We start from the raw sequence: 20,308 nt of genomic DNA on the forward strand, positions 1-20,308 counted from the left end.
CCCGCCGCTCAGACCCTGATTCGTCGGGAGCATCAGGTCACGCACCGAGATGGGCGCGTGACCCATGAGGTGCGGTTTGCCGTGAGCAGCACGCTGCTCACAGCAAGGGAAGCCGAGGACATCTGGCGACAACACTGGAGTATCGAGAATCGGAGCCACCATCGGCGTGACACGATCTTCCATGAAGATCGTCACCGACTGCGCCAAGGAGCGCAAGGATTGGCTGTCCTGCACGGCATACTGTTGACCCTTTTGCACGCGCGAACACGACACCTCACCGATCTGGTCAGACGCCTACGGCATGATCCTCTGGCCGCGCTGAACGTCTTGGGAATTGGATCTGGTTGAGATAAAAGCCTGCCTAACCCCGGCTTAACGCCGCCCCGTAGACTGAGTGCCATATGCGCTTACTGCTGGTAGAGGACGACGCGCGCATCGCCGAGCCGACGGTGGGCGCGCTGCGCGAGGCGGGCTATGCCGTGACCTGGGCACAGACTGGCCCCGAGGGACTGGAGGCCGCGCTGCTGGGCGACTTTCCCCTGATCGTGCTGGATGTGATGCTGCCCGGCATGGACGGCTTCGAGATCGCCCGCGAACTGCGCGCAGGTGGGGTGGAGGCCGCCGTGCTGTTTCTGACCGCGCGCGGCGAACTGGCGGACCGGGTACAGGGGCTGGATCTGGGCGGCGACGCGTATCTGGTCAAGCCCTTCGCGGTGCCGGAACTGCTGGCTACCCTGCGCGCCCTGTCGCGTCGGGAAAGGGGCCAGACCGCGCCGCAGGTCTCTTTTGGGGTTGGGCGCGGCGCGCTGGACACCGTGGCCCGGACCGTGGCCTGGGACGGCGCGGAGGTGTCGGTGACAGGCCGCGAATACTCGCTGCTGGAGGCGCTGGCCCTCTCGCCCGAACGCTGGTTTACCCGTGAGGACCTGCTGGACCGTGTGTGGGGACCGGAATTTGGCGGCGAGGCCCGCATCGTGGACGTGTATGTGCGCTATGTGCGCCGCAAACTGGCCCCGGAGGCGATCAGCAGCGAGCGCGGGCGGGGCTACCGGGTGGAAAAATGAGGGTGTGGGCTGTGGGTTGCAGGGTGCGAAAAAAGACAGGGCGCGGAGATTGGGAGGCTGCGCGCGGGGTGCAGGCGGCAGATCGTCTCCCTCTTCTCTTCCCATGATCCATCCTCCGCGCCTCATGTTCTGGCCCTGCTCTTTCCCACCGCCTACTGCCCACACCTCACATCCTCCATGCGCCTGACGCTGCGGCTGAGGCTGGCGCTGTTCTCGGCGCTGGCAACCGGGCTGGCCGTGCTGCTGGTGGCGACGGGACTGTTCTTTGCCGTCAACAGTTTTTTGCGGCAGGCCCAGGTGGAGCGGCTGCTAACCACCAGTGCGGTGATCGCGGTGCGGCTGGAGGCGGCCCTGCAACGCGCCAGCGACCGCAACTGGCCCTTTGGGCTGGACGGCGTGGCGATCCGGTCAGCGGACCTGGAAAGTCTGGCCGACACGCGCGGCGAGAACCGGGCCTTTGAGGTCCGTATTCAGGGCGTGCAGGGCGGTGAGCTGTCGGACGTGCATACCACGCGTTTTCCGCCGGGTGTGCCGCTGGACCTGCCGATGGGGGTGGGGATCAACGGCGATCAACTGCTGACCGTGCAGCAACTGCGGGGCAGCAACCTGCGCCTGACCGTGATCTCGGACGCGCGGGCGCTGGGCGAGGCGCGCGAGGCGTTCACGCGGGCGCTGGCGTGGTTGCTGCCGTTGGCGCTGCTGCTGGCGCTGGGCGTGGGCTGGTGGGTGGCCGGACGGCTGCTGCGTCCCGTGCGGACGCTGGAAAATGCGGCGCGCGAGGTGGGCGAGGGCGCGCAGCTTCGCCGCCCCCTGCCCGGCGCGGGCGAGGACGACGAGCTGTCGCGGCTGGCGCTGACCCTGCAAGGTACTTTTGGCCGCCTGGCCGACGCCCGTGACCGCGAACAGGCGTTTATGCGCGCGGCGGCCCATGATCTGCGTTCCCCGCTGGCCGCCCTGACCGCCCGCGTGGAGGGCAGTCTGGCGCGTGACCGGGACCCCGCGCGCTACCGCAGCGACTTGCAGGAGATCGGCACCGACATCACGCGGCTGTCCACGCTGACCAACCACCTGCTGCTGCTGGCGCGCGACGCCTCGCAACTGGCCCGCGCCCCGGTGCCCCTGCGCGAGCTGGCCGCCGACGCCGTGGACCGCGCCCGCGAACTGGCCCCTGATCTGGATGCCCCTGATGTGGAGACAGAGGCGGACGTGGACCTGAGTGCCCCGCAGCCCGTGACGGTGCTGGGAGACCGGGTGCTGCTGGGCCAGTCGATCTGGAACCTGACCATGAACGCGGTGCGCCACGCCCCCGGCGCAACCGTAACGGTGACGCTGGCGGAGGCAGACGGCTGGGCCACCGTCACCGTCCACGACGATGGCCCCGGCGTGGGGACGGACGTGCTGGCCCGGCTGGGCGAGGCGTTCTATCGCCCGGACGCCAGCCGCAGCGGCGAGGGCCACGGCTTGGGGCTGGCGCTGGCCCGCCGCGCCGCCGAGTTGCATGGCGGCACATTGACCTTAAAAAGTGCGCCGGGAGAGGGCTTCACGGCGACGTTGCGGTTGCCAGGGGAAGGGCCACTCCACCGGGATTCCACTGCCGGGCCATAGAACCGGTCCTCCCCGGCAGATAGAAACGAAAAAACCCCGCGCAATGCGGGGAATAATTTGGCGGGCCCTGCAGGACTTGAACCTGCGACCCTCGGTTTTGGAGACCGATGCTCTACCAACTGAGCTAAGAACCCTCGCCAAGATGTTGCTGACCGGACACCCACCGGAAAACGGCGTTTTCTCGCGGGCCTGGACAGAGTAGCAGAGCCTGGGAAGCGGTGCAAGACGTGTGCGACCCTCCAAGTCATTTAGCTGGGCGATTTAACTGGGCGCGGCCCCGGCCTCGGTCCTCGGAGCTTCCTCGTCGGGGGGAAGCATCAGCGGGAAGGTGTGATGTTCCTGCACCTCACCGCGTTCCTCGCGGGTCAGGCTCAGGGCCTGGACGGTGAAGTGGTCCAGCGGGGGCGTCAGCGCCTGCACCTGCTCCCACAGCAGGTCCTCGGCCCACGGCAGGATGCCCAGCGCCAGCGTCAGGTGCGGGCGGTAGTCGGGGCCGTCGTAGGGCGCGCGGCTGGACGGGCCGATCTCCAGCATCCGGGTGTGGAGATCGGCCAGCGCCGGGTCCAGCTCGAACTCCAGAAAGATGACGCCGCTCAGGCGCTTCCAGCCCCGCACGCGCACCTCCAGCGCCGGTTCGCCGCGCAGGCCCCCCCGGAAGGCCGCCACCAGATCGGGACCGCTCAGGCTGGTCTGGAAGGGGGCGCGCAGGTTCAGGTGGGGCAGGCCGAAGCCGCTGACATTCAGCGTGGCCTGGACCCGGCGCATCCAGGTGTCCAGCACCTGCGGGGGCCAGGCCACCAGGCTGTACAGCGGCCTGTGCGGTTCGGGGAGGGGGGGCAGATGCTGGGTCATGGCAGGGGAGTCCTGGGGACCACTGTACCGTCTCATGTTCTGATCAGCCTGGGGTGCGGTAGACCGGGTTTAGCCGACGATGCGGTAACGGCAGCCGCCCTGCCCGCAGGCGATGCGGGTTTCACGGACCACGGGCGCGCCCAGGAGACTGGCGTACAGGTTCAATTCTGAGTCGCAGAGCTGGCTGTACTGCCGGGCCACCGCCAGATTGGGGCAATTGCGCTGGGTCAGGCACCAGTCCGCGCCGTCCTGCTCCAGCACGGGGTCAAAGCCCATCTCGCACAGCAGGGCCGCCAGCCGCCGCACCCGGTCTTCAAGCGGCAGATGCCCTGGGATTTCAGCCTGCATCCGAGCCTCGATCTCAACATTGCGGGCGTCCAGCACCTTCAGCACCGCGCCCTGGCCGAACAGGTCCTCGACGTGGCGCAGCACGTCCACGCACAGGCCGGAATAGCTGCGGGGAAAGCCCGCCTCGCCCCGCTCCGTCAGGCTGAAGACGTGCTGGGGCCGCCCACGTCCGCCGGGCCGTTCGGTGCGCGAGAGCAGCAGCCCCTGCTCCTGCAAGTCGCCCAGGTGACGGCGCGCAGCGGGCACACTGACCTCCAGCCGCGCCGCCAGATCCTGCGCGGTCTGCGGGCCGTGGCGCTGCACCAGTTCCAGCAGCCGGACCTTGGTGCGCTCCGGCGGGGCGGGCGGTGGCAGTTCGGGAGCGGCAGCGTGGGACGAGGCCGTGTGGGACGAGGCCGTGTGGGGCGAGGCCGTGTGGGGCGAGGCAGCGTGGGGCGAGGCAGCGTGGGATGAGCCAGCGTTCATACGACGGTCAACTGATCCGGCAAGTCGGCCAGGGACTGGCTCAGCTCCTTATTCACGGCCAGCACGCTGACCTGTCCGGCCAGATTGCGCGCCACACTGATCAGCGCCTGCGATGCAGGGGTGTTCGGGTGGGCCAGCACGGCGGGCACCCCGGCGTCGGCGTCCCGGCGCACGTCCATGTCAAGGGGAACCTCGCCCAGCAGCGGGTACTGCTCGCCCAGCTTGCGGCTGCCCCCGCGCCCAAACAGGTCATAGACATTCCCGGTGTCCGGCGCGACGAAATAGCTCATGTTCTCCACCACGCCCAGCACTAGCACGCTGGCCTTGCGGAACATGTCGATGGCCCGCGCCGCGTCGATCAGGGCCACGTCCTGCGGCGTCGTGACGATCACGGCCCCGGTCACGTTCACGGTCTGCGTCAGGGAAAGCTGCACGTCCCCGGTGCCGGGGGGCAAGTCCACGATCAGGTAATCCAGTTCGCCCCAGGCCGCGTCCTTGATGAACTGCTGGACCGCGCTGTGCAGCATCGGCCCGCGCCACACCAGGGCCTGTCCGGCGGGGGAGAGGTTGGCCATGCTGATGAATTTCAGGCCGTGCGCCTCCAGCGGCTGCATCTTGCGCTCGGCGTTGGCGGTCACGCGCGACGCACCCTGGCCCAGCATGTGCGCCACGCTGGGGCCGTACACGTCGGCGTCCAGCAGGCCCACCCGCGCGCCGTCTGCCGCCAGCGAGGCCGCCAGATTCACGGCCACGCTGCTCTTGCCTACGCCGCCCTTGCCGCTGCCGATCAGCAGGACATGCTTGACTCCCGGCAGCGCGGGCTGCGCGGCCATCCGAACAGTCGCGCCGAAGGTCACCTGCACGTCATTCACGCCGGGGACCGCCAGCACGGCCTCGCGGACCTCACGCTCGATCTGGCCCTTCAACGGGCAGGCGGGAGTGGTCAGGTTGACCTTGATCTGGGCCACACCTCCCACCACCTCGGCGCGCTCGATCATGCCCAGCGAAACCAGATCGCGGTGCAGTTCGGGATCGTTCACGGTGCTGAGGGCGGCCATCACGGCGTCATGCATATGGGTTAGTAGTACCGCAAAGCTGAGTGGGGGGCAAGCCACGCGCTCACAGTGGGCAGGGGGCAAGGTGTGGTGGACGGCAGGCGAAGCTTCGGGGCTGGGTGCTGCTGCAAGCCGTCACACTCCCAGGAGATGCCAGGAGAGGGAGAAGCTGAAAGCCTGAAAAGAGACTTTATGAAAGCGTCCATCCGTCCCAATTTTGCCTACCCCGCACCGGAAGTTACTGATCCTGACGTGCTTTCCACCTTAGACTGGGGGCATGACCGAGCTTCCCGCCACCCGCAGACCGCCCGCCCGGCCCCCCGCCGCGCCGCGTGCGCCGCTGTCGGACCGGGTGCGGCTGGTCCGCAACCTGCTGCCGCCGCTGATCGTGCTGGTGGTGGGCGCGGTGGAACTGACCATTTCGCTGCTGGGCAACGGGCAACGCGAGCTGTGGGGTCACCTGCTGTTTTACGGACTGGTGGGTCCCGCCGTGACCTTCTTCAGCGTGGAGTGGATCGCCGAGGGCACCCGCGCCCGCGAACGCGCCGAGCGTGAGCTGCGGGACCTGTACGGGCAGCTCAGCGCCTCGCACGGACGCTTACAGGGCGTGCAGGAGCTGATGCGTGATCTGGGCGGCGCACCCGATCTGGGCGCGGTGCTGGAGGTGGCGGCCAGAGGCGCGGTGCGCGTGACCGGGGCCACCCACGCCACGCTGACCGTCCCTGGCGGCCTGAGCGGTACGGCGCGCGGCGAAACATTGCTCAGCGCCCCCAGCGCCGCGCTGCATCCCCTCAAGGTCAGTGTTCCCGGCGGCGGCGCATTGCTGCTGCACTTTGAGACCCCGCCCAGCGCGGACACGGCGGAACTGGCGCAGGCGCTGGCCGCCGAAGTGGCCACCGGGGTGGAGGCCGCCCGCCAGCGCACCCTGGACCTGATGACCCTGTACAGCGTGGACCAGAGCATCCGCGCCGAGCGCAACATGCGCCGTCTGCTGTCGCGCGTGACCAGTACGATGGCGGGCCGGGTGGGTGCGGAGGCCCGCGCGGCGTATCTCAGCGATGAGGATGGCGTGCTGCGGCTGGAGTACGCCCAGGACCGGCGCGGCGAGGTCAGCGGCGGTGGAGTTGGCGGCGGTGGAATCAGGAGCGACGGAGCCAGCCGGAACGACGCGCCCGGCGGCGGCGTGGCCCCGGCCTTCGCCGCGCGGGTGGCGCAGTCCAGCGGGCCGCTGATCGTCACCGGGGCCGAGGCGTGTCAGGTGTTCCCCGAGGCCCGCAGCGTGCTGGGCCTGCCCATGCGCGACGAGGAGGGGCTGGTGGGCGTCCTGATGCTGGGCGATCCGCGTGAGGGGGTGTTCGAGGCCGCCCGCGTATCGCTGCTGGCCCTAATGGCCGGGCAGGCCACCCTGGCGGTTCGCAATGCCCGCGCCTACCTGTACTCCGAGGAACTGGCGATCAGCGACGAGCGTGCCCGAATTGCCCGCGAGATCCACGACGGCGTGGCGCAGTCGCTGGCCTTCGCGGCCCTCAAGCTGGACGTGGTGGCCCGCAAAATGCACAGTGATCCCGAACTGGCCGAGGCTGACGTGCGCGCGGCCACGGCACTGCTGCGCGAGCAGATCAAGGAGGTTCGGCGCAGCATCTTTGCCCTGCGGCCCATCGATCTGGAACGCTATGGCCTGCTCGAAACGGTACGCCGTTATGTGCTGGACTTTGGCGAGCAGAACAACATCAGAAGCAGTCTGGACGTGACCGGCGAGGTGCATCTCTCGCCTGGCGACGAGGCCGTGGTCTTCCGTATCTTGCAAGAGAGCCTGAACAATGTCGCCAAGCACGCCCGCGCGGGCGAGGTGCGCGTGACCCTGGACGGCGGCGCGCGGCGGGTCCTCCTGAGCGTGAAGGACGACGGCGCTGGCTTCGATCTGGAGGCGGTCACCGGACGGGTCAGCAGTGCGGGTGGCCTGGGCCTGACCCAGATGCGCGAACGCCTGGAGGCCAGGGGCGGCCAGTACCGCGTCCTCAGCACGCCGGGCGGGGGCACCACCATCGAGGCGGAGATGCCGCAGGCTTAGGCCCGGCTTCCTTTCCACACTGGCCCTGCACACTGGAAATTCTGAGCGCCCGCTGCCCTTTTGCCCCCGGCAGCGGGCGCTATGGTGGGGGCATGATCGCCCCATTCTTTTCCTGCCCGACACCTGCCCTCGCCGGGGACCGCCCGTGAGCTGGCTCGAACGCCTGCGCAGCGGCCTCAGCAAGACCCGCGCGCAGATCAACGAGACTGCCGGATTCATGGGCAACGACGTCAAGGACGTGTTCAACAACCGTCTGGACACCATTGAAGACCTGGAGTACGCGCTGATCGCCGCCGATGTGGGCCGCGCCGCCACCGAGGAAATTCTGGAAGACGTGCGCCGCAGCGAGGGCAAGAACATGCAGCAGGCGCTGATGGACGCCCTGACCCTGCAACTCGAACCCAACGCCAGCCGCGCCGAGTTCCGCAAACTGGGCTTCGCGCCGCAGGCCAGCCGCGTGTCGGTGCAGCCGAACGGGCATGTGATCATGGTGATCGGCGTCAACGGCGTGGGCAAGACCACCACCATTGCCAAGCTGGGCCAGTACTACATGGGCCGGGGCAACAGCGTGATGTTCGCGGCGGGCGACACCTTCCGCGCCGCCGCCGGGGCGCAACTGGGTGAATGGGGAGACCGCCTGGGCGTGCCGGTGGTGCAAGGCACCGATGGCGGAGACCCCGCCGCCGTGGCCTACGACGCCGCCACCGCCCGCGCCGCGCGGGGCACCGACCTGCTGTTCGTGGACACCGCCGGACGCCTGCACAACAAGCACAATCTGATGGAAGAACTGAAGAAGGTGCGCCGCGTGATCGAGAAGGCCGACCCCGGTGAACCTGCCGAGGTCTGGCTGGTGCTGGACGCCGTGACCGGGCAAAACGGATTGCAGCAGGCCAAGAAGTTCCACGAGTCCACGCCCCTGACCGGCGTGATCGTCACCAAGCTGGACGGCACGGCCAAGGGCGGCATCCTGATCCCCATCGTGCGCGAGCTGGGTGTGCCGATCAAATTCATCGGCGTGGGCGAGAGCGCGGGCGACTTGCAACCCTTCGACAGCCAGGAATTCGTGCGGGCGCTGTTCGATGTGGAAGTGCCGAAGCAATAGGCGAGCAGTGGGGAGGAGTGAGAACATCGTTCCTCCCCATCTCGGTCAGGGAATCTCGATCTCTCCCCGCCACCCCGGCTCCAGCGCCAGCAACAGCTCTAGTGGTTTTTCACCGTGCTTGAGCAGGTAGGTCAGGAAATTCATCTCGCGTTCCTGGGGTGTGCCGCCCGGCAGCAGATGGGCCTTGAGCCGGGTGAGTTGCCCGCTGCGGTCATTTTCCTGACGTGCCAGAGCGCGCACCGCCTGGGTCTGGAGGCGGCTGACCCGCCCGGTCACTCGGGAGCGGGTGCGCTCTGCCGCGCCGACGAGGGTGGGATCGAGGGCGGCAATTTCGTCCATCACGGCGCGGAGCTGGGCGTCTATCTCCGCCAGTTTCTCGGATGTGACTGCCTCCGCGCCACGTTCATGGGCCAGGGCGTGGCCCAGGACGCCCTCGGGATCGGCCTGAACCTCGGCGGCAGTTGCACCCAGTCGCCTCAGCAGGCGGGCCACGTTCGGCTCCAGCCATGTCACGGTCAGGCGCGGCCACAGCAACGGCTGTTTCAGGCCGTGCAGTTCGTAGACCTCCCGCAGTTGCGCGCCATACGCGATTTCCCCCGGCCCCACCACGAAGGCCAGCGTGGGCAGCAGCGCGTCCTGAACTGCCGGGCGCAGACCCGCCGCCGGGGTCAGGCGACTGGGATCGGCGTCCAGCACGGCCAGTAACTCGGCGCGGGTGTACTCGCGGGTGTCGGTGCTGAAAGTCTGCCCGTCCAGCTTCAGGAGTCGCCGCTGGCCACCCTCTTCCTCGATAAACAGGTTGGTGGCCCCTGCCGCGCGGCGCAGTTGCGGTGTGAAACCCTGGGCCAGAAGCCGCGCCGCCGCGTCCTCGATGGCTGCCGAGGAGGCCAGCGGGTTCTGTAATTCACGCGCCAGGGTGGGGGCCATCAACCGGGCCAGCGCGGGGTGCAGGGGGTCCAGCACGACAAGGCCAGCAGGAGAGAGCAGACCGTGAATCAGGCGTGCGAAGACGTCGGCGTAGCTGCCGCCCGCCTCTATAGCCCGTACCAGCCGCGCCCGCACGGCAGCGATGTATTCGGGCGGCGCATCGAAAGCGTCCAGCAAGGCCAGAGCCTGAGCGGTCCATTCCTGCTGCCACGGCACGCGGCCCACCGGCACACCTTCGGGCACGTCCAGTGTCAGGCGGTGCAGCACTTCCGACATGTCCAGCAGGCTGGTGCTGGCCACCTCTGCCGCGTCGTGGTCCTGGCTGGCCACCCAGTAGATCGCCACCACCGGGGCATCTTCGGTGTTCAGGCTGCGGGCCAGCAGCGCGGCGTCTGCGCCCTTGTGGACGCTGTAGGCCGGGCCGGTCAGTGCCCCCGCCTGCTGCCCGGTCACGACCACCCTGGACGCGGGGTGGGCCAGCCGGGACAGCGCCTCCTCCACGGTCCTGTCCAGCGTTCCCAGACCCTGGTGATACTGGCGCAAAGCCTCTGCCAGCGCCCCCCGGTCAATGTCTGGCCTGACCTCGGCCTGAGCCTGTTTCATTGCGTCCACCGGAAGGCGGAAGAACTCTTCCAGCCCTCCGGCCCTGTACTCCGCCGCTATATTCCGCGCCATACCGCCCATTCCTTCCCGCCCCGGCGTAAACCGGGGATCAGTTTCTGGTTCATCTCAAAGCCCTACCTAGCGCAGCGATTCCCGTGAGGCCCTTTGCAGACCTCCCTTGTCGGTCAGGATAATACGGCGGTAGCCCAGGTCCAGCAGCCCACGTGTGCGGAAGTCTCCCAGCAGCTTGGTAATCGTCTCACGCGTGCTGCCCACCACATAGGCCAGGTCCTGGTGCGAGACGCGGTCTTTCAGGGCAATCGGCCCTTCCTCCGGCCAGCCGCCCTCGCGTTCGGCCAGATTCAGCAGCGCCAGCGCCAGCCGCTGCGAGACCTCTAAAAAGACCAGCCCGGACAGGCGTTCCTGCACGCCGCGCGTCTGGCGGGTGATCTGCTCGGTCAGGGCCACGCCCACCGCCGGTTGCGCGCCTGTCAGGCGGTGCAGGGCGTCCTGGCCCAGCATCAGGGCCTCCACGTCGTCCATCGCCTCGCCGTAGACGTTGTAGCTCTCGCCGGGGGTCAGGGCCGAGACGCCCAGCAGCGCACCGGGGCCGTGTACGTCCAGCGTGACTTCGCGCGCCCCGGTGCCCAGGCGGTACAGCCGCACCGTGCCGCGCAGAATCAGAAACAGCGTCTCGGCGGCGTCTTCCGGGTGAAACAGCAGCCCGGCCCGCGCCCAGCGCCCCACCCGCCCCGCCGCCATGACCTGTGCCTGCGCCGTCTCAGGCAGGGTTCCAAATGCTCCGGGCAACATATGCGGCTCAGTATGCCCCAATTGCCGCCGGGGAACGCAAGCGGGGGCGTGGTGCCGGGAGGGAAACGCCGTTGCTGGGCGGTTTTTCGGGGTATTCCCTGTGGTGTGTCCCTTCTGGCCCCTCCCTCGAAACCAAGAAACAGACGCCCTTGTAGGACGCGAACGTTTAGAATCCTCCTCGAATGTCCTCTCCTGCCCCCCGCCCGCGCCTGCGGCTGTTCGACTTGCCGCTGGACGTGATTGATCTGCAAGGCACGTTGACGCTGCTGGGCGGCTGGCTGGCGGACCCGGCCCGCGCGCCGCACACCGTCGTGACCCTGAACCCGGAAATCATCGTGCAGTCGCGCAGCCATCCTGAATTTGCCCAGGCCGTTCAGGACGCCGATCTGGTCACGGCGGACGGCGTGGGCATCGTGTACGCCGCCAAACAGCTTCACGGTCAGGAGGTGCCGCGCGCCCCCGGCTTCGACATCGTCAGGGGCCTGATGGAACAGCACGGCGTGGAGTTGCGCGTGTTCTTTCTGGGCGCGAAACCCGGTGTGGCCGAGGCCGCCGCCCAGAATGCAGCCCGCGATTACGGCGTCACGGTGGCCGGAATCCACCACGGCTACTTTGGCCCGGAGGACGATGAGCGCGTGGCCCGGCTGGTGGGCGAAAGCGGCGCGAATCTACTGCTGACCGCGATGGGCGCGGGGCGGCAGGAGGTCTTTAACCAGGGCCAGCGCGGCGTACTGGGCGTGCCCGTGATGATCGGCTGCGGCGGCGTGATCGACGTGCTGGCCGGAACGGCAGAGCTGGCCCCCGCCTGGACCCGCAAACTGGGCGTGGAATGGGTCTGGCGCGTGGCTGGGGACCGGAAGCGGTGGAACCGTGCGCCCCGGCTGCTCAATTTTGTGCGTCTTGTGGGGGCGGAGAAGCGGCGGAAGCGGTAGATGGGGTGTGGGCTGTAGAGTGTGGGAAAAGATGGGAAGCGGTATGCAGGGCGTGGAAGTTTCAATCCCCTCGCCCCTTGTGGGAGAGGGAGGGAGGCGCGCAGCGCCGGAAGGGTGAGGGGGCGTGTGACCAGCGTTTCCGCCCTCAGCCCTGTGTGTCTGCCAAGGCCCCATCCAGACCCGCCAGCATCTCGTCCACTTCCGCTGCCGTGATGCTCAGCGGTGGCCCCAGCAGCAGATGATCGCCGCGCACGCCGTCCACCGCGCCGGAGCCGGGATAGGTGATCAGGCCGCGTGCCCGCGCCGCCGCCGCTACCCGGTCCGCCAGCCCCGGAGTCCCGAACGCCTGTCCGGTTGCGGGATCGCCCAGGACCAGTCCCAGCAGCAGGCCGTGACCGCGCGCCTCCAGAATCTGGGGATACTTCGCCTTCAACGCCTGCAAACCTTCAAGAAGCTGAGCGCCCCGTTCGTTTGCCGCTTCCACAAGCTGTTCGTCCTCGACGATGTCCAGCACGCTTAAACCCGCCGCCACGCTGATCGGGTGGCCCGCGTAGGTAAAGCCATGTTTGAAGGCCCCGGAGCCGTTCATCACGGTGTCGTGGACGGCGGGGCTGGCCATCAATCCGGCCAGGGGGGCGTATCCGGCAGCTAAACCCTTGCCTAGCACCACGATGTCAGGGGTCACCTCTCCGCCCAGCCGAACGGCCAGCGGCGCTCCGCAGCGGCCCATGCCGCACATAACTTCGTCGGCAATGAACAGCACGCCGTATTCGCGGCAGATTTCGGCAATTCGCGCGTGATAGCCCGCATTCGGGGCCAGTGCCGCGTCCGACGCGCCCACCACCGGCTCGCACATGAAGGCGGCCACCGTGTCGGGTCCCAGTTCTTCCAGCAGTGTCCGTAAGCGTTCGGCATCCTGTTCGCCGGACAGTGTGGGGTCAGGCTTGGCGAGCTTGGGCCACGCGGCCTCGTTCATCAGCGGCGTGTACAGCTCGCGGCGTGCGCCCATGCCGGACGCCGCCAGTGCCCCCAGCGACGCGCCGTGGTAGCTGGGCCTGCGCGTGACGATGCGGTAGCGCCCCGTCTCGCCCCGCTCGGCGTGGTACTGGCGGGCCAGTTTGATGGCGCTCTCGGTGGCCTCCGAACCGCCGGAGACGGCCCAGAAGCGGAAATCGGGCAGCTTCAGAAAGGTGGCGAGGCGGGAGGCGTACTCCTCCAGCACTTCACTTGAAAACTGTGAGCCGTGGACAAAGGCCAGCCGCCGCGCCTGCGCCGCCATCGCGTCCGCCACCGCCGCCCGCCCATGCCCAATGTTGGCGACGAGCGCGCCGGAACTGCCGTCTAAATAATGTTTGCCGCTGTCGTCGAAGATGTAGACGCCCTTCGCATGGCTGGCGACAGGGTAGGGTTTGCGCGAGCGGTAGAAGACGTTGGACATGGGGCCATCCTAGAGTTGAATAGGATCAGGGTTGAATCGGCCTGGAATTGAATGAGGTCAGGGTTGAATGGGGCCAGCAGCCTCAGCGTCCGGTGTGGCCGTGCCCGCCCTGACGTTCGGGGCCAGCCGCGAAGTCGTCGCCATCGGCCAGCAGGTATTTCGTGAAGATGGCCTGCGCGATGCGGTCTCCCGCCTGCGCCGTGAAGGTCTCCGGGCCGATGTTGTGCAGCGAGAGGCGGATGTTGCCGTCGTTGGCGGCATTAGCGTAATAGTCGGCGTCCACGATGCCCACCGTGTTCGTGAGCATGACGCCGCGCAGGCCCACGGACGAGCGCGGGTAGACCGCCAGAACCTCGTCTGGCTGCATGTACGCCCTGAGATCGGTGACGACAATGGCAGTGGCCGCAGGCGGGAGCGTGAAGCCCGTCGGCGTATGCAGATCGTATCCGGCAGAGTGACGTGAACCCCGACTGGGAAGCTGAATAGCGATATCTGGGTGCTGGCGGTGTAGATCGGACACTACCTCGAAGCCGCGCTGCCTGCTGAGCTTCCCCCGCCCTACCATGTATCGCCCCCACCCGGCGGCGGCCACAGCCCCAGCGCCTGCCGGACGGCCACTATCTGCCCCATATGGTAAACGCTGTGTCCGGCATAGGTGGTCAGCAGGGCGGCATGGGGTACGCCCTCGCGGTTCAGGGCGGCGCAGAGTTTAGGATCGCGGGCGTGGGCACGCAATTTTGCGGCGTCCCGCAGGAAGGTGGCCCGCAGGGTTTCCCAGTCGCCCGGCATGGGCCAGCCTTCCGCCGCATGTTCGGGCGTGGCGGGTTGCTTCCCGGCCAGCGTGTCCAGCAGATGCGCCTGCCAGAACTGGACATGCGCCACCAGTTGCGCGGCGCTGTGCGGCAGATGGTTGGGCGTGCGTGCGGCGTCTCCGGCCTCCAGACCTTCCAGCGCGTGTGCCCAGGACACGTTGGCCGGGCCGCCCCGGTACAGGTTGCCCACTGCCTTGCCGAAGATCCCTGCGGTCTGAGACTCGCTCACCAGCTATCGCCTCCTCCGGGGGGGGGCCACGCGCCCAGCACCTGCCGCACGGTCACGATCTGCCCGAAATGGTGGGCCGTGTGCAGCGCGAAGTCGGCCAGAAGCTCGCCAATCGTTTCCTCGTGGTTGACCGGGTTGGCCAGATCGGGCCTTGAGGCGTGTGCGTCCACGCGGGCCAGCAATGCATAGAACTCGTTCTTCACGCGCCCCCAGTCGTCGGCCCCCACCTGCGGCCAGGTGTCGGCGGCGTGGGCGGGGTAGGGCTGCGCCTGTCCCATCTCGATGGTGTCCAGCATCCAGCGGTTCCACCAGTTCACATGCGCCAGCAGCCCCAGGACGCTGTGCGGCAGCCCGTCCGGCACACGCGCCGCCGTCCCGGCGTCCAGGCCGCTCAGGCTGGCCTCCACGCCCACAAACGCCTGCCCGCCCCGGAACAGTTTGGGCAGCAGGCGGGCGAGGGCCACTTGGGCGCGTCCGCTGCGGTTGTCGGGAAGGTGGTCATCGGGGGTGCGGTCAGAAGAAGTCATGCGCCCAGTTTCGCAGACGCCGGCTTTGTTATATGGATTCCGATTAGAAGGTGTTGAAGACACCTGAAAATCCGAGCGGAGCGAGAGGGAGAAAAACGGGTTCCGGGCGTGGAGTGAAGGGACCGGCGCTATCCCGGTCCCTTCACGAAACAAACGGAGGCCGTAATACGCTGCATTTAGCATGAACCCAGATGAAGCTCCCAGAATTCAGACCGTCCGTGAACTGGGACTGTCCCTGCGTGGCCTGGACGACATCCACACCCTGATCGGCGCGGCTTACGATCTGGACGGCCTGATCCTGACTGAAACGGACCTCTCGCCGGAGTTCTTCGATCTGAAGACCGGGCTGGCGGGCGAGGCGTTCCAGAAGTTTACCAATTACCGCCTGCGCGTGGCGCTGGTGCTGCCGGATTTCGCGGCTCACGGCGAGCGTTTCGCGGAACTGGCCCACGAACATTCGTCCCACCCGCTGATCCGTTTCGTTCACAGCGAGGAGGGGGCACGGGCATGGCTCAATTCCTGACGCGGTGACGTTTTACAGTCCCACATGCAGCCGGGGCTTCAGCCCATCACGCCGCACCGTCTGGCGCACTTCCTGGCAGCGGCAGCCCTTGTACTGGCACAGCAGCGCCTCGGGGTCCCGCTGAAGTAGACGCACGGTGCTGTCTACCAGATCGCGCACACGGTACAGGCGCAACGTGGACGGGCCGACGCGCGTCGAACGGAACTTGAATTCCATCTCGGGCAGCAGGTTGTCGAAATCCGCCGAACAGTTGGGAAAGGCGGTGGGCAACACCTGACCGTCCAGCGGCACATAACGCGTCAGCATAGGGATTCCGGCCAGATACTCGCCGTAATGGACACTGGTGTTGCTGCCGAAATCCACACCGATCAGCAGCGCGTAGCCGTTCAGGTCATACAGCGCCCCGATGGGCTGGTACGGGCTGCTGAGCGACTGGGCTGCCGTGATCCGCGCCGCCTCGTCTCCCAGGGCCACGAAGCTGAGGGTGGGGTGAAAGGAGCGCAGGGCGTCGCGCCGCTCCACCAGTTCCTGCGATACCCGCCCGATGTCGCGGCTGACGCGGGTGTCGCGGTGGAATTTGGCGTGCGCCACGCTGCCGGGTCGGTTGAGCAGCGTGTTATAGCTGAAAGCCGGGGCCACCAGCGTGGCCGTGCGCCGCCACAGCGTATCCACCAATGTCCGGGGGCCGCCGTCCAGCGTGCCGAAGGACTTCAGGCTGGCGTGGACGATCAGGTGCTGCGTGCCGTCCAGTCCCAGCGCGGCCAGACCCTCATCGAGTTCGGCGGCATGGACAGCGGGCTTCCGCAGCAGATTCAGCACAGCCCGTAGTTTAGCGGCCCGGCGCGGTTTACGGCTAGAGTCACGGCCCACCTTCGCGGACGGGGCCAGTGGGGGATGAAGTTCAACCTGGGGCGGCGTGGCCCATCTATCCCACCTCGGGCCGCACTCATCCGGTCAGGCGCTAGACTCGCGGGCATGTTCATCGGGTCACGGCGGCGGAAAAGCGCCAGCAGCGCGCCTGGAAGATTTGACGATGGAAGAGCTTTGGTGATGGGGAGGAACGACACATGGGAATGACGATTGCGGAAAAGATTCTGGCGGCCCACAGCGGCCATGACGTGCTGGTGCCCGGCCAACTGATCGAGTGCAAGACCGACTGGGTGCTGTGCCATGAGATCACCACGCCCGCCGCCCTGCGGATGCTGGAAGAGCGCGGCATGGACCGGGTCTTCAATCCCGATCAGATCGTGGCCATTCCCGATCACTCGGTCCCGGCCATGAACATCAAGGCCGCGCAGATGTACCAGAAGCTCAAATCCTGGGTCAAGGAAAAGGGCATCAAACACTTCTACGATGTGGGGCGCGGCGGCATTGCCCATGTGGTGCTGGAGAATACCGGCCTGATCAAGCCGGGGCAGACGCTGGTCAGCGGCGACTCCCACACCTGCAACGCCGGGGCGCTGGGCTGCTTTGCCACGGGCGTGGGCAGCACCGATCTGGCCGGGGCCATTTACGCGGGCCGCGTGTGGTTCAAGGTGCCCGAGACCATGCTGATCAGGGTCACGGGCCGGACGCAACCGGGCGTGACACCCAAAGACGTGGTGCTGGAAGTCATCAAGCGCATCGGGGCCGACGGCGCGAATTATCTGGTGATGGAATGGGTGGGCGAGTACATCGACAACCTGAACATGGAAGGGCGTTACACCCTGACCAACATGGCCATCGAGGCGGGCGGCAAGACCGGCATCGTGGCGGTGGACGACACCACCCGCGCCTACCTGCAAGAGCGCGGCATCAGCCCCGGCGACTACACCGAATACACCTCCGACGCAGATGCTAAATACCGCGTGATTGTCGATGTGGACGCCTCCGCCGTGGAACCCACCGTGGCTTACCCGAACATCCCCAGCAACGGGCGCGTGGCGGGCAGCGACAAGATTGCCGTCACCCACGCCTACGTGGGCAGTTGCACCAACGGGCGAATTGGCGATCTGCGCGACGTGGCCCGCATCCTGAAGGGGCGCAAGGTGGCCGAGGGCGTGCAGATGATCGTGGTGCCCGCCACCCAACTGATCTGGAAGCAGGCGGCCAGCGAGGGCCTGCTGGAAATCTTCGTGGACGCCGGGGCCAGTGTCAGCTACCCAAGCTGCGGCGCATGCCTGGGCATGCACAGTGGCGTGCTGGGGCCGGACGACGTGTGTATCTCCAGCACCAACCGCAACTTCGTCGGGCGCATGGGCGATCCCACGGCGGCCATTTATCTGGCCTCGCCGGCGACGGTGGCGGCCAGCGCAGTCAGCGGCTTTATCTCTGATCCGCGCGAGTACAACGACAGCATCGAAGCGGCAGACTGAAGCTCTAACAACAGACGGAATCCGTGCGAGCAGATGTGGGAGGAGGCGTGAGGTTGCGCCCCCTCCCACAACCTGTTTGAACTGATGGATTTAAACTGAAGCGGGACGCAACAGCTTGACGAGAGCAATTCAATCCAGCCCTGGCACGCTGGTCACCGGGCAGTCCGTAAATGAGCAGGAGAAGTTGGACTCCTTTTTAACCTGCCCGACACCCACACCCGCCCATCCGTGCTTGACTGTGGGTCTTATGGGTGAAGCCAAACGACGCAAACAACTGGGCCTGATGCCCACCGTCCATCCCTTCGAGGCGCAACTGGACGCGTCCGGCGAGGTCTCGCTGGTGCGCGGGCCGGACGACGCTGGATTGACGGAGATTATCGTGGACGCGCTGAAGGCCACGCAGTCCAGTGGCCCGGCCTGGGCCAGCGAGTACCGCACGTCGCTGCTGCTTTCCAGCACCCAGGGCGGCACGCTGTCCACGGTGGAAGATGTGGAAGCCATCGCCGTGCCGGACCTGCGCCGCATCACGGGCGAGCTGGCGCTGGGGCCGCAGGGGAATAGCAGCGAACAGGTTTCCATTCCAGTCGAGGGCGGCGCGATCCGTCTGCGCGAGCAGCGGCATTCCTTTGACGGCGTGCGCTGGCAGACCCTGGCCGCGCCGCGCAGCCCGCAGCAGGTCATGTCGGCCCTCCAGAACAACGCGGCTTTCAACCTTCAGGGCGAGTTGATCGGGCAGTTTGCCGCCGAACACTGGCAGGCCGGGCGCATTGACATCGAACCCGATCCGCCCGAGGAACTGCTGGAGGCGCTGGAAGAAGTGGCGCGCGAATGGCACGGCGAGACCGAGGAACTGTGGACCGAGATTCACCGGGACCGCATGGAGGACGACGATGCCCCGGTGCCGCTGGTCCGCCGCAGCACTTTCGAGTTGCGCCTGCCCGCCCCGCTGCAAAATCCGTTGAGCGGCGTGTTCGCCATCCGCTCGGGCGTGGAGTTCATCCCGGTCATGGAGTCCGACACCTACAGCCTGGACGGCGAAACCTGGACCAGTTACGCGGACCCCGACGCCGAGGTGGACGGCAGCCATCTGCCCCCCGAACTCGCCAACATCTTCGACATGGCGACGGTGGGCGTGACCGTGTACGCCGACGGGCGCGTGGAATTTGAGGACGACGTGCCCGCAGAACACCGGGAGCGCATCGAGGGCGAGCTGCGTGACGCCACCGGGGCCGGAACCGCCGACGAGTGGGCCGAGTGGACCGCCCAGATGCTGACCGAGATCTACGGCGACGAGCTGAACGTGCCCGAGGGCCAGAGTCTGCCCGTTCCCGCCGCCGTGCGCCTGGACCTTCCCGAGGACGCCTTGCAGGACCCCGATCCGCTGTCTCAGACCTTCATGGAATCGGAGGTGACCTTCGACGGGACGCAGTGGCGTGACCTGTTCGACGACATGCCGCCGGAACTGAGCGCCTTTGCCGCGCCGCCCTCACCGGAGGATGATCCTGAGCGGCTGAACTGAGATGAATTCAGAGCTGGTCGGCTTTCTGGTGCTGCTCGCCCTGCTGGGCTGGCTGGCGCTGAAAGCGAGACAGTGGAGAATGCGTCAGGCACCCGGCAAAAGCGGGCGTCGGGTGGAAGTCACCGTCCATGCCGATGGCCGCGTGGAAGTCGGGGACGACGTTTCCAGAACACACCGGGAGCGCCTTCAGACAGAGCTGCGCGGCGTCACTGGGGCGGGCGACGCGCGGGCGTGGGCTGGGTGGACCGAGAAAATCCTGACCCTGCGGTTCGTGGATGACCTGAACGTGCCGGAGGGTCAGGCGCTGCCGGTGCCCGCCGCCGTGCGCCTCAATGTTCTCGAAGACGCTCTGGATGGGTCTGCTCCGCTGGCACGTACCTTGCTGGAATCGGAGGTGAACTTCAGCGGTCAGGATTGGCGGGATCTGCTGGACGGACTGCCGCCGGAACTGGCCGCATTCACCGTGCCGCCCGCAGATGAAAGCGCCGCCGAAGGCCGGTGGGACTGAAGTGGAGGCCGACTCGGTGGGCCTTTGGATGCTGCCCGTTCTGGTGGGGCCGCTGGTTCTGGCCGGGGCGTGGTGGCTGTGGCGGCGGGTGTTCAGCCGGGCCATGCGCTGGGTCACCGTGACCGTTCACGCCGACGGGCGCGTGGAGTGGCCGGAAGACTTGCCCGCGCAGCACAGCGGGCGGATTCAGGCCGAACTGCACGTCCTCAAAAGCCTGACCGGGGCGGGCGATCCCCCGAAGTGGGCCGGATGGACGGCAGGCATCCTGAAAGACAGCGAGGACTGGCTCCTGGACATTCCCGAAGATCAGGCCCTGCCAGTGCCCGTCGCGGTGCGGATGGCCCTCCCGGCCAGTGAACTGAGCGATCCCATTTCCTCCCTCCCGGACGATGCAGAACTCTGGGAAGACTCGGAAACCGAGGTGACTTTCGATGGTCAGCACTGGCGCGACCTGTTTGGCGAGCTGCCGCCGGAGCTGGCCGCCTTTGCCGCACCATCCGGGGAAAATGACCGGGCGAAAGGTGGCACCGCTCCAGGGAGAAGCGGAAAATGAAATAAACA

The 20,308-nt window shown here is 67.4% G+C and carries 21 protein-coding genes and 1 tRNA gene; 10 read left to right on the forward strand and 12 right to left on the reverse strand.

Going from position 1 to position 20,308, the window contains the following annotated elements; translation table 11 throughout:
• A partial coding sequence (locus BOO71_RS28875) for a hypothetical protein (RefSeq protein ID WP_254843224.1) occupies positions 1–258 on the reverse strand: 258 nt, incomplete at its 3' end.
• 143 nt (positions 259–401) lie between these two features.
• Between BOO71_RS28875 and BOO71_RS19500 the strand changes: the two genes are divergently transcribed.
• Together BOO71_RS19500 and BOO71_RS19505 are read left to right on the forward strand one after the other, a co-directional pair.
• Positions 402–1,064: a response regulator transcription factor gene (locus BOO71_RS19500; RefSeq protein ID WP_075835202.1), complete on the forward strand. Its 663-nt coding sequence runs from the start codon at positions 402–404 to the stop codon at positions 1,062–1,064.
• Between the two features lie 177 nt (positions 1,065–1,241).
• Entirely contained in the window at positions 1,242–2,669 is a 1,428-nt protein-coding gene (locus BOO71_RS19505) for a sensor histidine kinase (protein ID WP_075835204.1), read from the forward strand.
• 58 nt (positions 2,670–2,727) lie between these two features.
• Here the strand turns inward: BOO71_RS19505 and BOO71_RS19510 are convergent.
• The 4 genes from BOO71_RS19510 to BOO71_RS19525 all read right to left on the reverse strand — a co-directional run bounded on the left by BOO71_RS19510 (position 2,728) and on the right by BOO71_RS19525 (position 5,407).
• Positions 2,728–2,803 (reverse strand) — tRNA-Trp (locus tag BOO71_RS19510).
• 127 nt (positions 2,804–2,930) lie between these two features.
• The gene (locus BOO71_RS19515; RefSeq protein ID WP_075835206.1) at positions 2,931–3,521 is read right to left on the reverse strand and encodes a 2'-5' RNA ligase family protein; all 591 of its coding nucleotides are present in this window, start codon (positions 3,519–3,521) and stop codon (positions 2,931–2,933) included.
• A 69-nt stretch (positions 3,522–3,590) separates the two neighbouring features.
• The gene (locus tag BOO71_RS19520) at positions 3,591–4,334 is read right to left on the reverse strand and encodes a helix-turn-helix transcriptional regulator (RefSeq protein WP_083653660.1); all 744 of its coding nucleotides are present in this window, start codon (positions 4,332–4,334) and stop codon (positions 3,591–3,593) included.
• A complete protein-coding gene (locus tag BOO71_RS19525; RefSeq protein WP_075835208.1) occupies positions 4,331–5,407 on the reverse strand; it encodes an Mrp/NBP35 family ATP-binding protein in 1,077 nt (358 codons plus the stop codon). Before BOO71_RS19525 ends, BOO71_RS19520 begins: the two co-directional genes overlap by 4 nt.
• A gap of 259 nt (positions 5,408–5,666) precedes the next feature.
• On the opposite strand from BOO71_RS19525, the gene BOO71_RS19530 reads away from it, so the two are divergent.
• Both BOO71_RS19530 and ftsY read left to right on the forward strand, forming a co-directional pair.
• A complete protein-coding gene (locus tag BOO71_RS19530) occupies positions 5,667–7,460 on the forward strand; it encodes a GAF domain-containing sensor histidine kinase (RefSeq protein WP_075835210.1) in 1,794 nt (597 codons plus the stop codon).
• A 145-nt stretch (positions 7,461–7,605) separates the two neighbouring features.
• On the forward strand, positions 7,606–8,562 hold the full coding sequence (gene ftsY / locus BOO71_RS19535) for a signal recognition particle-docking protein FtsY (protein WP_075835212.1): 957 nt from the start codon (positions 7,606–7,608) through the stop codon (positions 8,560–8,562).
• A 45-nt stretch (positions 8,563–8,607) separates the two neighbouring features.
• Here the strand turns inward: ftsY and bshC are convergent, their stop codons facing one another.
• Positions 8,608–10,164 carry a bacillithiol biosynthesis cysteine-adding enzyme BshC gene (bshC, locus tag BOO71_RS19540; RefSeq protein ID WP_075835214.1) on the reverse strand — a complete coding sequence of 519 codons (1,557 nt, stop codon included), beginning with the start codon at positions 10,162–10,164 and terminating at the stop codon, positions 8,608–8,610.
• Positions 10,165–10,230: 66 nt separating this feature from the next.
• The gene (locus tag BOO71_RS19545) at positions 10,231–10,905 is read right to left on the reverse strand and encodes a Crp/Fnr family transcriptional regulator (RefSeq protein WP_075835216.1); all 675 of its coding nucleotides are present in this window, start codon (positions 10,903–10,905) and stop codon (positions 10,231–10,233) included.
• 182 nt (positions 10,906–11,087) lie between these two features.
• On the opposite strand from BOO71_RS19545, the gene BOO71_RS19550 reads away from it, so the two are divergent.
• Positions 11,088–11,837 (forward strand): WecB/TagA/CpsF family glycosyltransferase, encoded by a 750-nt coding sequence (locus tag BOO71_RS19550; protein WP_075835218.1) that lies wholly within the window; start codon positions 11,088–11,090, stop codon positions 11,835–11,837.
• Between the two features lie 145 nt (positions 11,838–11,982).
• On the opposite strand, the gene BOO71_RS19555 is transcribed toward BOO71_RS19550, so the two are convergent.
• The 4 genes from BOO71_RS19555 to BOO71_RS19570 form a co-directional block, all read right to left on the reverse strand.
• Positions 11,983–13,275, reverse strand: coding sequence for an aminotransferase family protein (locus BOO71_RS19555; RefSeq protein WP_075835220.1), 1,293 nt, complete (start codon positions 13,273–13,275; stop codon positions 11,983–11,985).
• Positions 13,276–13,357: 82 nt separating this feature from the next.
• On the reverse strand, positions 13,358–13,840 hold the full coding sequence (locus BOO71_RS19560; protein WP_075835222.1) for a dCTP deaminase domain-containing protein: 483 nt from the start codon (positions 13,838–13,840) through the stop codon (positions 13,358–13,360).
• Complete coding sequence (locus tag BOO71_RS19565; protein WP_083653661.1) at positions 13,834–14,316, reverse strand: DinB family protein; 483 nt, start codon at positions 14,314–14,316, stop codon at positions 13,834–13,836. Before BOO71_RS19565 ends, BOO71_RS19560 begins: the two co-directional genes overlap by 7 nt.
• Entirely contained in the window at positions 14,313–14,843 is a 531-nt protein-coding gene (locus tag BOO71_RS19570; protein WP_075835226.1) for a DinB family protein, read from the reverse strand. Before BOO71_RS19570 ends, BOO71_RS19565 begins: the two co-directional genes overlap by 4 nt.
• A gap of 181 nt (positions 14,844–15,024) precedes the next feature.
• On the opposite strand from BOO71_RS19570, the gene BOO71_RS19575 reads away from it, so the two are divergent.
• Positions 15,025–15,366, forward strand: coding sequence for a DUF4180 domain-containing protein (locus tag BOO71_RS19575; protein WP_075835228.1), 342 nt, complete (start codon positions 15,025–15,027; stop codon positions 15,364–15,366).
• Positions 15,367–15,378: 12 nt separating this feature from the next.
• On the opposite strand, the gene BOO71_RS19580 is transcribed toward BOO71_RS19575, so the two are convergent.
• Positions 15,379–16,185, reverse strand: coding sequence for an AAC(3) family N-acetyltransferase (locus BOO71_RS19580; protein ID WP_075835230.1), 807 nt, complete (start codon positions 16,183–16,185; stop codon positions 15,379–15,381).
• A 248-nt stretch (positions 16,186–16,433) separates the two neighbouring features.
• Between BOO71_RS19580 and BOO71_RS19585 the strand changes: the two genes are divergently transcribed.
• From BOO71_RS19585 to BOO71_RS19600, 4 genes are all read left to right on the forward strand, one after another.
• A complete protein-coding gene (locus BOO71_RS19585; protein ID WP_075835232.1) occupies positions 16,434–17,720 on the forward strand; it encodes a 3-isopropylmalate dehydratase large subunit in 1,287 nt (428 codons plus the stop codon).
• A 247-nt stretch (positions 17,721–17,967) separates the two neighbouring features.
• Positions 17,968–19,239 carry a hypothetical protein gene (locus tag BOO71_RS19590; protein WP_075835234.1) on the forward strand — a complete coding sequence of 424 codons (1,272 nt, stop codon included), beginning with the start codon at positions 17,968–17,970 and terminating at the stop codon, positions 19,237–19,239.
• A gap of 1 nt (position 19,240) precedes the next feature.
• On the forward strand, positions 19,241–19,747 hold the full coding sequence (locus tag BOO71_RS19595) for a hypothetical protein (RefSeq protein ID WP_075835236.1): 507 nt from the start codon (positions 19,241–19,243) through the stop codon (positions 19,745–19,747).
• 28 nt (positions 19,748–19,775) lie between these two features.
• Entirely contained in the window at positions 19,776–20,300 is a 525-nt protein-coding gene (locus BOO71_RS19600; protein WP_075835238.1) for a hypothetical protein, read from the forward strand.
• The last annotated feature ends 8 nt before the right edge of the window (positions 20,301–20,308 follow it).

Source organism: Deinococcus marmoris (genome assembly GCF_001949125.1).
Taxonomy (GTDB): domain Bacteria; phylum Deinococcota; class Deinococci; order Deinococcales; family Deinococcaceae; genus Deinococcus; species Deinococcus marmoris_A.